General features: G+C 47.1%; 14 protein-coding genes and 1 riboswitch. Of the genes, 7 read left to right on the forward strand and 7 right to left on the reverse strand.

Features of this window, described 5'->3' with window-relative positions; all coding sequences use genetic code 11:
• The first annotated feature begins 7 nt into the window (after window positions 1-7).
• From INF29_RS15185 to INF29_RS00120, 7 genes are all read left to right on the forward strand, one after another.
• Window positions 8-556 carry a biotin transporter BioY gene (locus tag INF29_RS15185; RefSeq protein ID WP_072847955.1) on the forward strand — a complete coding sequence of 183 codons (549 nt, stop codon included), beginning with the start codon at window positions 8-10 and terminating at the stop codon, window positions 554-556.
• Between the two features lie 5 nt (window positions 557-561).
• Window positions 562-1,605, forward strand: coding sequence for a biotin synthase BioB (gene bioB, locus INF29_RS00095; protein WP_193483992.1), 1,044 nt, complete (start codon window positions 562-564; stop codon window positions 1,603-1,605).
• Window positions 1,523-2,248: a dethiobiotin synthase gene (gene bioD, locus INF29_RS00100; protein WP_193483993.1), complete on the forward strand. Its 726-nt coding sequence runs from the start codon at window positions 1,523-1,525 to the stop codon at window positions 2,246-2,248. The genes bioB and bioD overlap by 83 nt, the downstream gene beginning before the upstream one ends.
• On the forward strand, window positions 2,221-3,423 hold the full coding sequence (gene bioA, locus INF29_RS00105; protein WP_193483994.1) for an adenosylmethionine--8-amino-7-oxononanoate transaminase: 1,203 nt from the start codon (window positions 2,221-2,223) through the stop codon (window positions 3,421-3,423). The genes bioD and bioA overlap by 28 nt, the downstream gene beginning before the upstream one ends.
• A 67-nt stretch (window positions 3,424-3,490) precedes the next feature.
• Complete coding sequence (locus INF29_RS00110; RefSeq protein WP_193483995.1) at window positions 3,491-4,072, forward strand: helix-turn-helix domain-containing protein; 582 nt, start codon at window positions 3,491-3,493, stop codon at window positions 4,070-4,072.
• 319 nt (window positions 4,073-4,391) lie between these two features.
• Window positions 4,392-5,426, forward strand: a complete 1,035-nt coding sequence (locus tag INF29_RS00115; RefSeq protein ID WP_193483996.1) for an ABC transporter ATP-binding protein — start codon at window positions 4,392-4,394, stop codon at window positions 5,424-5,426.
• Window positions 5,427-5,442: 16 nt separating this feature from the next.
• Window positions 5,443-6,030: a hypothetical protein gene (locus tag INF29_RS00120; protein ID WP_193483997.1), complete on the forward strand. Its 588-nt coding sequence runs from the start codon at window positions 5,443-5,445 to the stop codon at window positions 6,028-6,030.
• 67 nt (window positions 6,031-6,097) lie between these two features.
• Here the strand turns inward: INF29_RS00120 and bilS are convergent, their stop codons facing one another.
• The 7 genes from bilS to INF29_RS00155 all read right to left on the reverse strand — a co-directional run bounded on the left by bilS (window position 6,098) and on the right by INF29_RS00155 (window position 13,263).
• Window positions 6,098-6,586, reverse strand: coding sequence for a flavodoxin family protein BilS (gene bilS, locus INF29_RS00125; RefSeq protein WP_193483998.1), 489 nt, complete (start codon window positions 6,584-6,586; stop codon window positions 6,098-6,100).
• 1 nt (window position 6,587) lies between these two features.
• Complete coding sequence (gene bilR / locus INF29_RS00130; RefSeq protein ID WP_193483999.1) at window positions 6,588-7,697, reverse strand: bilirubin reductase; 1,110 nt, start codon at window positions 7,695-7,697, stop codon at window positions 6,588-6,590.
• Entirely contained in the window at window positions 7,690-8,118 is a 429-nt protein-coding gene (bilQ, locus tag INF29_RS00135) for a bilirubin utilization transcriptional regulator BilQ (RefSeq protein ID WP_193484000.1), read from the reverse strand. Before bilQ ends, bilR begins: the two co-directional genes overlap by 8 nt.
• Before the next feature lie 117 nt (window positions 8,119-8,235).
• Entirely contained in the window at window positions 8,236-9,102 is an 867-nt protein-coding gene (locus INF29_RS00140; protein WP_193484001.1) for a hypothetical protein, read from the reverse strand.
• 360 nt (window positions 9,103-9,462) lie between these two features.
• Window positions 9,463-10,635, reverse strand: a complete 1,173-nt coding sequence (metK, locus tag INF29_RS00145) for a methionine adenosyltransferase (protein WP_087988540.1) — start codon at window positions 10,633-10,635, stop codon at window positions 9,463-9,465.
• 97 nt (window positions 10,636-10,732) lie between these two features.
• Window positions 10,733-10,832: riboswitch (SAM riboswitch) on the reverse strand.
• A gap of 149 nt (window positions 10,833-10,981) precedes the next feature.
• Window positions 10,982-11,482, reverse strand: coding sequence for a DNA-deoxyinosine glycosylase (locus INF29_RS00150; RefSeq protein ID WP_193484002.1), 501 nt, complete (start codon window positions 11,480-11,482; stop codon window positions 10,982-10,984).
• Window positions 11,483-11,625: 143 nt separating this feature from the next.
• Window positions 11,626-13,263 carry an FAD-dependent oxidoreductase gene (locus tag INF29_RS00155; protein ID WP_330608224.1) on the reverse strand — a complete coding sequence of 546 codons (1,638 nt, stop codon included), beginning with the start codon at window positions 13,261-13,263 and terminating at the stop codon, window positions 11,626-11,628.
• Between the last annotated feature and the right edge of the window lie 74 nt (window positions 13,264-13,337).

Raw genomic sequence — 13,337 nt, forward strand, 5'->3', positions numbered from 1 at the left:
TGTTTCTTTGACTCTCACAAAAACGAAAACGCAAATCCTCTGCGCCCTTTTTGCGGCGCTCATTGCCATTGGGGCGTTTCTTCGGGTACCGGTGCCGCTGGTGCCTTTCACCCTGCAATTTCTCTTCACCACTCTGGCAGGACTTCTTTTAGGGAAAAAAGCCGGCAGTGCCGCCGTGTGGCTTTATGTACTGCTGGGGCTTGTGGGACTGCCCATATTTGCAGAAGGCGGCGGCATTTCCTACATCTTCAAGCCTACCTTCGGCTATCTCATCGGCTTTGGTCTGGGCGCTTATGTGACAGGCTTTCTCACCGAACAAAATACCTCCTATAAACAGCTCATTCTGGCAAACTTTGCCGGACTGTTGGTGGTATATCTTTGCGGCATGGCTTATTACGCTGCCATCAGCGCTTTTTACCTCCACAACCCCATTGGATTATTCCCCTTGTTCCTCTACTGCTTTTTGCTGGCAGTGCCCGGGGACATTGTCCTTTGCGTTGTTGCGGCAATACTGGCAAAGCGGCTCATTCCCATTTTCAGATACGACAGGAGATGAATTTCATGGATACATTGGAAACATTGACACAACAGGTCATGAGCGGACACAAAGTCACCAAAGAAGAAGCCCTCTGGCTTTCTAAACAACCCTTAGAACCTCTGTGCAGACAGGCAGACAAGATTCGCCGTCATTTCTGCCAAAACACCTTTGACCTGTGCACCATCATCAACGGCAAAAGCGGCAGATGCAGTGAAAACTGCAAGTTCTGCGCCCAATCTGCCCACAACCACACAGACGCAGACACTTACCCCCTGCTTTCCAAAGAAGAAATCCTCGCAGATGCCAAAAAACAGGCGGCGCAAGGGGTTTTGCGGTATTCCATCGTCACTGCTGGAAAAACTCTTTCTGACAAAGAAATCGACAGCATGTGCGACACTATTCGGCAAATCCGGCAAGAAACCACCCTCTCCATCTGTGTTTCCTTCGGTCTTTTGACAGAATCCCAGTTTCGCAGACTGAAAGAGGCAGGTGTAAGCCGTGTCCACAACAATCTGGAAACATCGGAAAAACATTTCCCCAACATCTGCACCACCCATACTTTTGCCGACAAAGTGTCTGCTATTCAAGCGGCACAACGGGCAGGGCTTACCGTATGCAGCGGCGGCATCATGGGCATGGGCGAAACCATGGCAGACCGCATCGACATGGCACTTTCTCTCCGAGATTTGGGTATCACCAGCGTTCCCGTTAACGTGTTGAATCCCATCCCCGGCACGCCTTTTGGGGAATATCCCACTTTGTCAGAAGAAGAAGTCCTGCGGATACTTGCCCTTTACCGCTTCCTTTTGCCTGCCGCTTCCATCCGTATGGCTGGTGGACGAGGACTTTTACCAGATGGGGGAAAAAGCTGTTTCCTCTCCGGCGCCAATGCCGCCATTACCGGGGACATGCTCACCACCGCAGGCATTACGGTACAAACGGATTTACAAATGCTCACAAAACTTGGATACGAGGTGAAACTGGATGAAACAGCTAATGATCATCGGCACAGATACGGACGTAGGCAAAACTTACGTCAGTGGGCTGATATTGAAAAAACTCCATGAAAACGGCAAAAAAGCCGCTTATTTCAAAGCAGCCATGAGTGGCAATATCCGTCTTTCTGATGGTTCCCTTTTACCCGGTGACGCGGACTTTGTGAAAACCACTTCTGGCATTTCCCAGTCCCTTGAGGATATGTGCCCTTATGTATACGAAACTGCCGTTTCTCCTCATCTGGCGGCACAGATAGAAGGAAATCCCATCGAATGGGAAACGATACAAGAAACATACGATACCCTTTGCGGCACATACGACTTCGTCACTGTGGAAGGCTCCGGCGGCATCCTCTGTCCCCTGCGTCATGACGAAACTACTTCTTTTTCTCTGGCGAACTTTGTCCTGTCCCAGCATCTTTCCTGTCTTTTGGTGGCGGATGCAGGACTTGGCACGCTGAACCATGTAGGCTTGACGGCGGCATATTTGAAAAGCCAGAACATCCCCTTGCAGGGCATTATCCTGAACCGCTTCCAGACAGGAAATCTCTTGCATGAGGACAACAAGGGCATGTGCAAAATCATGACAGGCGTTCCCGTCATTGCCTGCATCCCAGAAGGAGCCGCAGACCTGCCCATTTCCATTGAAACCCTAGTATCCCTTTATACAGAAAGGAAGGAAAACCTATGCTCTGGTATCCCTACACACAAATGAAAACCATGGAGCCGCCCATTGAGATTCTGGATGCCAAAGGCGTCTGGCTTTACACAAATGAGGGAAAACTCATTGACTCCATTTCCTCCTGGTGGAGCGTCATCCATGGCTACAGCCATCCGAAGCTAAACGAAGCCATCCTGTCACAGGTACCCCATTTTTCCCATATCATGCTGGGCGGTCTGACCCACAAGCCCGTACAGGAACTTTCAGAAAAACTGGCAAGCTGGCTTCCCGGCAGTCTGAACCACTGCTTTTTCTCCGACTCCGGCAGTGTTGCAGTAGAAGTTGCTCTAAAAATGGCATTGCAGTATTACATCAATCAGGATGACACCCAGCGCACCATGGTCTTGGCACTGGAACACGCCTACCACGGGGACACCTTCAAAACCATGGAGATAGGCGATGACCCGGATTATCACTTTGTGCTGAACGCCTACGGCAAAAGCCCCCATGTGGTACATATCCCAACCACTATAGACGCCCTGGAACAGGCTTTTGCCAAATATCATCAGAAACTGAACTGCATGATCGTGGAACCCCTTTTGCAGGGAGCCGGCGGTATGCGCATGTATGATATTTCCTTTCTGGAACGTGCCAGAGAGCTTTGTGACCAGTATGGTGTGCTTCTCATTTTTGACGAGGTTGCCACAGGTTTTGGCAGAACAGGACACCGCTTTGTTGCTGATGTGGTAGAGCCGGACATTTTGGTGCTGGGAAAAGCATTGACAGGCGGCTATCTGGGACACGCTGTCACCGTTGCCAATGACAAAGTTTTTTCCGCTTTTTATGACGATAATCCTGACCATGCCCTTATGCATGGGCCAACATTTATGGGAAACGCCTTGGCTTGTCGGGTAGCATTGGCTTCTATTTCCTTATTTGAGGAAGAACATACCATGGAGAAAATCCATCGCATTGAGGAAATCACCCGCCTTGAAATGGCAGGCTTCACAGACCCACGCATCTGGGAAATCCGCATCATGGGAGCCTGTGTTTGTATCGAAGTATCTGACTCTGCTGTTTTGGAAGGCTATACCGCCTTTGCCCGTGAGCGAGGGGTTTTCAGCAGACCTTTTCTTTCTTATCTCTATGCCATGGTGCCCTACGTCATTTCTGAAGCAGAACTGGTGCAGGTGTTAGACACCATGAAAGCATGGTTCCGTCAAAACTGACTCTACGCTGCGGCGGTTGACCTCTCCTGCCTTTCTGGTATCATATAGGACAGGAGGTGCATCCAATATGGATACGGAAAAAATCGGCGCACTGCTGCGGCAGCTGCGTCTGGAGAGAGGCATGACACAAAAAGAAGCAGCCCTTGCGCTGCAAATCAGCGACAAGACCATTTCCAAGTGGGAACGCGGGCTGGGATGTCCGGACATTTCCATGCTGCCGTCCCTTTCCGCACTGTTTGGGGTACCCATCGAAAAACTGCTGGCAGGCAATCTGCCAACATCATTTCTGGAGGGAAACATGAAAAAATCGAAATATTTTGTCTGTCCTCACTGCGGCAATCTGACTTTAACCACAGGGGACGCTTCCATTACCTGCTGCGGACGCAGTCTGGAACCCATGACAGCCAAAAAGGCTGAGGAAAGTGAAAAATTCCATGTAGAAGTCATTGAAAACGACTGGTTCCTCACCACAGACCACCCCATGGAAAAAGAAAACTACATCTCTTTTGTGGCATTTGCAACGGGAGATAAAGTGCAGCTCTACAAGCAATATCCCGAATGGGACTTGCAGCTACGGATTCCCAAACGTGGGCATGGCACCTTATTCTGGTACAGCACCACAAAGGGATTTTTCTATCAATATCTTTAAAAGAAAAACAGCTGGAATCTATACAAAGGATATGGATTCCAGCTGTTTTCATTTCATCAGAATGACCACAGTATTCCGTTTTTATGACATTATGCATCCAATATACAGTCTTTTTTCTGTACATATCTCTCTCACCTTGTAAAATCAAAGATTTTTCCCTTTCTTTTTGTCCCTTCGCACTTCAAAATATACACCTTTAAAGAATCTTAAACAAAAATTACGACTTCATAAATAGGAAAAATAGAAAAACTATATTATATTAGTGTCCAGTTAATATTTGCCATTACGGAAACAAGAAAATAAAAAAGGCGGGAATCTCATGGAATATATTTTACAAACGAACAATCTGTCGAAAGTATATGGAACAAAAACAGTCTTAAATGATGTCAGCATTCACGTACCAAAGGGCTCTATTTACGGTCTGGTGAGAAAAAACGGCGCAGGAAAAACGACGCTGATGCGTATCATCTGCGGTCTGACACAGCAAAGCGCAGGCAATTACACATTATTGGGAAAATCAAATGATGATTCTGCACGCAACCGCATGGGGATACTCATTGAAAAACCTGGTATTTACGAACACATGACAGCAACAGAAAACCTTCGTTACTTCTCTCTGCTCTTTGGCATTCCTTCTCCTGATTATGACAAAATTTTGAAAATGGTGGGCTTGCAAAACGCAGGCAAAAAGAAAGCCCGTACATTTTCTCTTGGTATGAAGCAGCGTCTGGGCATTGCCATTGCGCTGTTAGGCAATCCTGACTTCCTGATTTTGGACGAGCCTATTAACGGTCTGGATCCGGAAGGCGTATACGAAATGCGTAAAATGCTGGAGGAATTAAATCAGAAGCACGGGATCACCATTCTCATTGCCAGCCACATTTTAAGCGAACTGTATAAGCTGGCAACAAACTACGCCATCATTGACGGCGGACGTCTGATCGATGAATTCAGTAAAGAAACATTGGAAGACGCATGCAGCAGCAGTGTCCAGATTTCCGTGGAACCTGCTAGTATGCAGGACGCAAAGACATTGATCGCGTCCCGTTATCCTGATGTGCGCTGTGAAGTCCTTTCCAATCACAGCCTGCGTCTGCATGAAAAAATGAATCTGGCTGATCTGAACCAGTACCTGGTGGAAAATAAAGTGCGTGTATGCGGTTTGGGCGCAAACGATGAAGATATGGAAAAATTCTTTGTAGAAAAACTTTCAAGGGGAAAGCTGTATGACAAATTTAATTCGTGGACATATTTATCAATTAAAAAAGGATCGCTTCTTTTACGGATGTCTTGGGATCGGGCTGATTTTCCTGGCTGTCTCCATCCGGATTTTCCTGTTGGGCTTTACGTCTGACACGGGAATGACCAGTATGATGCAGACATTCCTTGGCGGCGATATGGTTCTTTATGCATTTATGGTACTGGCAGCCAATATCATTGCAGAGGTTTATCGTTCCGGCGCCATGAAGAACATCGTCGGACGAGGCATTTCAAAGAAGAACTACTATTTATCTATGGTCTTTACCATTTCCGGCACATACGTACTGGTGATGCTGGTGCTGTCCATTTTTATGGGCATATTCGCCATGAGCAAATACGGTATGGGGACCCTTGAATACCCTGCATATTTTGCTCTTTCTATCGTAGCAAAAATTCTTTTTGTCATGGCACATATCAGTTTTGCCGTTACCATGGCTGTTCTGACACAGAATGTTATCACAGGCGCTATTTTCGGTTTCCTTGTGCCCTATATCCCGCAGGCTGTGGAAATGGTCCTTGGCATCTTTAAGATTCATATCAGCCTGGACTTTATCAAGCTTTCTGCACACATGCCTTCTGTTTATGAAGCATCCAATCAGTTATCCACATTTCTGCCCTGCTTCCTTGTAGCAGGCGGTTATCTGGTTTTATCTTTCCTCATTGGTTTCCAGCGTTTGAAAGGTCAGGATATCAAATAATCAAATCATACAGAAAGCCAAAAAGACTTGTTGACTGCACATACAGTCAACAAGCCTTTTTTATGTATCATGCCAAATCCTGCACCAATTTTGTCAATGCCGTTAAATCATCCTCATTGGGGTGAGCCAATGCTTTCTGGAAATTTTCCAGCATCATATCCCGTTTAGGAGATGGCTCCATGGCCGCGTAGCGTTCCCGTACCACATCAGGCATTTTCCCCTGCCACATGAATGTACCAATGATTTCACAAGAAGCAGGCACATTTGTCCGTACCCGTTCCAAAATCTGTGTAAAGTACGCCGCACTGCCGCCAAAACCAGCGGTGCCGAAAAGGAATACCTTTTTGTTTTCCAGTGTCTGCAAAAATTCACCCATCTGGCTGTCACAGGTACCTTTATCTGTCCAGAATCCCGCAAAAATCACATCTGCGGAATTTGCTGCAACATGAGGCGCGCCGCAGTAGACACAATCCAATGTGGGCAGTGTCTGACGAATGGCTTCTGCCAGTTTTCCTGTATTTCCTGTTCTGCTGCTGTAACAAATGGCATATTTCATATCATTTTCCGCCTTTCTCATAAATACAATGGGTACCTTCATGGCGCATCATGCCGCCCAGACAATCTTTATTGCAGCGGACACACCGTCTGATTTCTTTTTCTCGTCCTGATAAAACTTTTTCCGGCCACTGAGGGTCTGCCAGAAGCTGACGGCTCATGGCAGCACAGTCGATTCTGCCTGTTTTCAGCTGTTCTTCCACAAAAGCCGGACTGGTCAATCCGCCTACGCCGCAGACCGGCAGGTTTGTATACTGTTTCACGGTATCGCAGAACCCCAGAAAACAGCCTTCTTCATGAAAATATGGGTGGTTTGCAGGAGGAATGGTATCAGACAAAGAAGCGTGGTTTGCCAGTGATACATGGAAACTGTCTGCCCCTGCCTTCTCCAGCATGGGAACCACTGTTTTCAATTCATCCTCTGTAAATCCTGCTTTGCCGTATCTGGGCTGTTCCATACGGACTGCCAGTTTCACATCAATGGGCATATCCGGCAAGGCTTTCCGCACGGCTTCCACAGCTTCCACCAGGAATCTTGCCCTGTTTTCCAGAGAACCGCCATAGCTGTCTGTCCGCTGGTTGAACAGGGGAGAAGCAAAACTGCCGCACATTCTGTCTCCATGGACCTGCATCACATCAAAGCCAGCTTTCTTTGCCAGCACTGCCGCATCCCCAAACGCATTGATGATGCCGCGTACCTTTTCCACAGGCATATTGGTAATATATGGTCCCACAAGGTCGTTAATCATCTGCCGCAAATCATCCTGAGAAAGTTTCCCTGCCTTCACCTGAGGCGCATACTGCCGCAGTGCCCCGAAATCTGTATCATCCTGATGGAGCTGGGCACAGATTTTACAGCCATACTTATGGGCTGTTTCCGCCAGTTTCTCATAAAAAGCAAAGCCGCTTTCTGTATAAAGGTTGTTTCCAAAGGGCATGGACAGCACCGGCACATCACCGATGATAATCATGCCGCAACCGCCGGCAGCAATCTTTTCGATTCGCTCCAAATAAGCATCATTAGGCACTCCCAATGTGGTAGGCGCAAAAACAATGCGGTTTTTCAAAGTCACATTTCCCAATTTCACAGGGCTCCCAATGGTTTCATACATGACGCATCTGCCTCCTTTCGGCAGCGATTTTTTTCATGGTTCCCATGAGCTCCGCTTTCTGGGACGGTGTCAAATCTTTCAGAACTTCTTTGTCCCACTTGGCAAAAAGGTCATAGCTGGTACGGAATACCTTTTCCCCTTCTTCTGTGAGCGTCACCATTCTGGCTCTGCGGTCAGCAGGATTTCTTTCCTGCACCAGAAAACCTTTTTCCTCCAGCTTTGCCAACGTTCTGGCGCAATAGCCCGCATCCATATGAAGGGCTTCCGTCAGCTCTTTGGGAGAACACTGGGGATGTTTTCCCGCATACAAAATAAAAAACAGCAATCCCTGTGTCAGACCCATTTCCTGCAATTTTTCGTTGCAGAATTCCGTGAAGTCTTTCCGCAGAGAAGTGATGAGATATGCAAATGTATCAAACATACAAACACTCCTTTCATTTACTTGACTTTGTCAAGTATATGTTATTTATCTGACTTTGTCAAGTATTTTGCCATAAAAAACGGAAACTTCCTTTTTCGGAAAGTTTCCGTCTGTTTTTTATCCAAAATAATATCCAATGGCAAGAAGGTCTGCATCATCAGCTTCCACTTTCTGAATGGCTTCCACATAGGAGCCATTTCCAGCGTCCCCGCTGCCAGTTTTGCAGTAAACATCTCCGGTGCTTTTTTCCACCAGAATATAGGGCAGATTTTCCATGCCTTCGAACAGGTAATATCCCGCAATAACATCTTCCGACACATGCAGCGCGTCAATTTCTGCCGCCAGCTTCTTGGTGATTTTCGGGTCAATGGGTATATCCTCATGGACATAACCCTGTTCCTGCTGGGCTTCCAGACAGGATGTGAGGACTTCTTTCGCCTTTTCCAATCCTTCTTCCTCTGTCAATTCTGTTTCCCGGAAATCTACACTGATGAGGGGATTCTCCAAAGGCATAACACCTTTTCGCATATATGTCACTTCTGCCCCCAACGCCTCGGAAACATCCCGGAGGGGCAGCATTTTGCTGGTATCCAATGTGCTTTCCTTACTGCTGACAGTCAGCTTCTGATTGCCTCTAACCAGCAAAAGACCGTTACCTTCTTCCCGCAGTTCAAATCCCATATCGTTGATGAGCACCCACAAGGGCACATAAGCCGTATCCTTTGCAATGAGTACAGGCGCATCCACATATTTTCCATCACACAGAAGGAAAACATGCTTCTCCCCTTCTTTCAAATAAAAGAGAGGTTCCTCCTCCACGGTAAAGCCATACTTCCAATCACCGGATGCATAGTCCTCGTCCGTATTGTCTATGGTGCATCTATATTCCGGCGGAGAAAGTTCTTCCTGCTCCGCCCCAAAAACAGGAGTCTGCCAAAGCATGATACAGGACAATAAAGCCGCAAAGCATCTTTTCTTTTTCATGGGGCATCCTCCTTTCCTTGTATTTTCGCACAATATCCTAGTATCATTTTCTCTTTTTCAGGCGAAAAAAACAAGGCGAATCCCATGAAATATATTGACATTTCTTTTAACTTTTTATTACAAAAGTTCATAAATAGAAAAAACCTGCGCAAAAAAGCAAATTTCCCTTAAGAAAACATTGGGTTTCCTTTTTCTTGATTTCTTAAGGGGAATTGCGACGGCTATCTTCAGAAGAAAACATATCAAATAAAAGCTTATAAAAATAAGCAAGCTGGAATCCTCTATATCATAAGGATTTCAGCTTGCTTTGTTTTCTTATGAAGATGCCTCTAACGCAGGTTCTTTACATATTTTTCAAAATCAGATCTGGAATACGTCTGTTTTGTCTGTCTTTTCCCAAGGCAGATCCAGGTCTGTTCTGCCGAAATGACCATAAGCTGCAACCTGTTTGTAGATAGGTCTCAGCAGATCGAAGTTCTTGATGATCGCAGCGGGACGCAGGTCGAAGTTGCGCTGTACCAGTTCTGTGATCTTATCATCGGAGATTTTGCCTGTACCGAATGTATTTACCAGAATGGAAACAGGTTTTGCAACGCCGATAGCGTAAGCCAGCTGTACTTCACATTTGCTTGCAATGCCGCTTGCAACGATGTTTTTCGCAACGTATCTTGCTGCGTAGCATGCGGAACGGTCTACCTTTGTGGGGTCTTTGCCGCTGAATGCACCGCCGCCGTGAGCAGCGTAACCGCCGTAGGTATCAACAATGATCTTTCTGCCTGTCAGACCGCTGTCACCCTGAGGACCGCCAATAACGAATCTGCCTGTGGGGTTGATGTAGTATTTTGTGTTTTCATCCAGCAGGTTTGCATCGATAACTTTCTTTACAACGTGTTCGATGATGTCTGCACGAATCTGTTCCTGTGTTGCTTCGGGGTCATGCTGTGTGGAAACAACAACTGTATCAACACGAACGGGTTTGTCGTCTACATATTCTACTGTTACCTGTGCTTTACCATCGGGACGCAGATAAGACAGTGTGCCGTTTTTACGTACTTCTGCCAGTCTTTTTGTCAGTCTGTGGCTCAGAGAGATGGGCAGGGGCATCAGTTCTTCTGTTTCGTCACAAGCAAAACCGAACATCATACCCTGGTCGCCAGCGCCTGTATCAAATTCGCTGTCGTCTTCGCCTGTTTTGTTTTCCAGGGCTTTGTCTACACCCAGAGCGATGTCAGGAGACTGACCGTGGATGGATGTGATCACGGAGCACGTGTCGCAGTCAAAACCATATTTTGCACGGTCATAACCAATCTGACGCAAGGTATCGCGAACGATGCCTTCTACATCAACATAAGCGCTTGTGGTGATTTCACCCATTACGAAAATGATACCTGTTGTGGTGCATGTTTCGCAGGCAACTCTTGCTTTCGGGTCTTTTGCCAGGATTGTGTCCAGAATGGCGTCGGAGATCTGGTCACAGATCTTGTCGGGATGTCCTTCTGTTACGGACTCAGATGTGAATAATCTTCTGCTCATAATTTCCTCCAGTTTGTTTTTTGTATTATCAAGTTTCAGTCGTTCTTTGGGACGCTGTAAAAGGCATAAAAAAAAAGCCGCAGGGCTTTCTCATTCTTACTCATCTTCCGCAAAACTGCGGGGGAATTGGCACCGATGCGTTTCCGCCGGTTGCCGGGTGTCACAGGGCCCTGTCCCTCAACCACTCTTGATAAGTTTCCTTATTGACTTCTGTGGTATTGTAGCAGGTTCTGCCCTGTCTGTCAATGTTTTTGGCGCAAAAATCCCAGTAAAATCGTACACTTTTCCGATATTGTATAATTTTTCCCGAAATTCCGCGCCCTTTCCATGCAAAACGCCCATAGGATTATCCCAGATATGGCTCCATAGCTTCCCGCCATGCTTCTTCCAAACGGCTCAAAGACCATGCCGCATTGGCTGGGCTGGTGGAAGGCAGTTTCACGGCAGAGATACCTGTCTTTGGAAAAAGGTATTTCCGATATAATTTTTCCGCTGTTGCGCCATTTGCAAAAATGGGGATATTCCCTGTTTGCTCCAGAATGGGTGTCAAATCCACAGGCACTACATCTTTGATGGAGCTGTCACTGCTGCCAACGATGGTGCATCTCTCCACCACATCATAAAGGGCAATGCCGTGGCGCAGGAGCATTTCTGTTTTTTCTTCCTTTGTCACAGGGGTTTCCTCGCCGCAAAGGATGGCAATGAGTTTCCAGAAACGATTCTGAGGATGTCCATAATAAAAGTCGTTTTCTCTGGATTTTACAGAAGGTACTGTGCCCAGAATGAGCAAACGGCTGTTTTTGTCGAAAATAGGCGGAAAGGTATGCTGTACGGTGATGGGTTCCATGGATGATTCTCCTTTGCTTACTTTTGCTTTATGATACGGCTTTTCCTATGAAAAGGCAAGCAAAAGCACATCTATCCTTATAAAAACAGGGCAGTCAGAACCCTTTGATTCCAACTACCCTTCTTTTCTATAAGATAGGTTCATTATTTTCCTTTCACAGGAAGTTCATTGAACCACAGACCGCCTTCTACCACGGTAGTATCGGTATAGCCGAAATATTTCAATCTCTGCTGGAGCATATAAGCACGTTTGCTCTTTGTGCAGATGATCATCAGTTTTTCGTCTTTGTCTACATCTTCCAAAGGTCCATGTACCTGTGCCACATCCACAAATTTTGCATTGGGGATGGATGGTGCCTGTGCCGCATCCAGCACGCGGTATCCTTCGCCTCTGTTTTCCATATATTCCGCAGGAGTCATGGATTCCAGATCCCCATTCATTTTGTTCAGCAGGATATTCACTGCCGCTACAAAAGGATGGATGGCTGTGGAGAAAGGAGGCGCATAAGCCAAATCCAGATTTTCCAGCTGTTCCAGTGTCGCACCCAAGGAAATGGCTGTCACACCGATATCTACCATTTTATCTACAGCGCCGGGACCCATAACCTGAATGCCCAGCAGTTTCTTTGTATTCTTGTCCACAATGAGTTTTGTGATGAAGTTATCCGCACCGGGGTAGTAGTGAGCTTTATCGTCATTGACTGCCACAACGGTTTCCACATCATAACCTGCCGCTCTGGCTGCCGCCTCATTGAGCCCTGTTCTGGCTGCATTGAGTCCGGGCAGTTTCACAACAGCTGTCCCCAGCACGCCAGCAAATTCTTTTTCTCTGCCAGCCAGCACTTCTGCCAGCACACGTCCTTCCATATTTGCCGCGGAGCCCATGGGCGCCCACGCGCTGTTACCTGTCAAACGGTTGGATACCACCGCACAGTCCCCAGCGGCGTAAACATCCGGCAGATTTGTCCGCAGAGATTTATCTACCAGAATGGCGCCGTTTTTGGCAAATTCCAGACCGGTTTCTTTCAAAAATGCAGTGTTGGGACGGATGCCCAGAGAAAGCACTACCACATCCGCAGGGATCAGCCCCTTGTCTGTCTGTACGCCTTCTGCTTTTTCACTGCCTGTGATACCTTCCATTTTTGTGGAAGTGGAAACATGGATACCGACCTTTTCCAGATGTCTTGTGCCATAAGCGGCAAATTCCGGGTCAAAACCGGGCATCACCTGAGGTGCCATATCCATAACAGTTACATCTAAGCCCTGTTCCAGCAGGTTTTCCGCTACTTCCAGACCGATGAAGCCGCCGCCGGCAACAACAGCTGTTTTTGCGCCGCTGGCTTTCACATAATTTTTCAGACCTTCCGCATCATCAGGAGTGCGCATGGTAAATACGCCTTTCAGATTGACCCCCTGCAAAGGTGGAACGATGGAGGAAGCCCCTGTGGAGATGACACATGCGTCATAAGGATAAACTTCTTCTTCGCCTGTTGCCAGATTTTTCGCTGTTACAGTCTTTCCCGCCGCATCCAGTTTCACCGCTTCTCTGCCTGTCAAAACCTTTGCCCCTGTGAGGGCCGCGAATTTTTCCGGTGTATTGACAATAATCTTTTCCCGATCTGTGATGACATCCCCTACATAATAAGGAAGACCACAGCCAGCGTAAGAAATATCTGCATCTTTGGTGAGGATCAGCACTTCCGTATCAAAGCGCAGACGTTTCAGTTTCGCCGCTACCTTTGTACCTGCTGCCACACCGCCTAAAATCAAAACACGCATCATAATCCATTCCTCCAATCCCATTGATCTGTCGTTTTCTTGGATTCAGTATAGTCCTTTTCCCACCATTCCTTCCG

Origin of the sequence: Anaerotignum lactatifermentans (assembly GCF_014982935.1) — a bacterium.
Taxonomy (GTDB): domain Bacteria; phylum Bacillota; class Clostridia; order Lachnospirales; family Anaerotignaceae; genus Anaerotignum; species Anaerotignum lactatifermentans.

Bases quoted from the DNA above. Each gene is read 5' to 3' on its own strand.
- INF29_RS00110 (WP_193483995.1), top strand. From the start codon at position 3,491: ATGGATACGGAAAAAATCGGCGCACTGCTGCGGCAGCTGCGTCTGGAG.
- bioD (WP_193483993.1), top strand. From the start codon at position 1,523: ATGAAACAGCTAATGATCATCGGCACAGATACGGACGTAGGCAAAACT.
- INF29_RS00140 (WP_193484001.1), bottom strand. From the start codon at position 9,102: ATGAAAAAGAAAAGATGCTTTGCGGCTTTATTGTCCTGTATCATGCTT.
- INF29_RS00155 (WP_330608224.1), bottom strand. From the start codon at position 13,263: ATGATGCGTGTTTTGATTTTAGGCGGTGTGGCAGCAGGTACAAAGGTA.
- bilQ (WP_193484000.1), bottom strand. From the start codon at position 8,118: ATGTTTGATACATTTGCATATCTCATCACTTCTCTGCGGAAAGACTTC.
- INF29_RS00115 (WP_193483996.1), top strand. From the start codon at position 4,392: ATGGAATATATTTTACAAACGAACAATCTGTCGAAAGTATATGGAACA.
- bilR (WP_193483999.1), bottom strand. From the start codon at position 7,697: ATGTATGAAACCATTGGGAGCCCTGTGAAATTGGGAAATGTGACTTTG.
- bioB (WP_193483992.1), top strand. From the start codon at position 562: ATGGATACATTGGAAACATTGACACAACAGGTCATGAGCGGACACAAA.
- INF29_RS00150 (WP_193484002.1), bottom strand. From the start codon at position 11,482: ATGGAACCCATCACCGTACAGCATACCTTTCCGCCTATTTTCGACAAA.
- bilS (WP_193483998.1), bottom strand. From the start codon at position 6,586: ATGAAATATGCCATTTGTTACAGCAGCAGAACAGGAAATACAGGAAAA.
- INF29_RS00120 (WP_193483997.1), top strand. From the start codon at position 5,443: ATGATGCAGACATTCCTTGGCGGCGATATGGTTCTTTATGCATTTATG.
- bioA (WP_193483994.1), top strand. From the start codon at position 2,221: ATGCTCTGGTATCCCTACACACAAATGAAAACCATGGAGCCGCCCATT.
- metK (WP_087988540.1), bottom strand. From the start codon at position 10,635: ATGAGCAGAAGATTATTCACATCTGAGTCCGTAACAGAAGGACATCCC.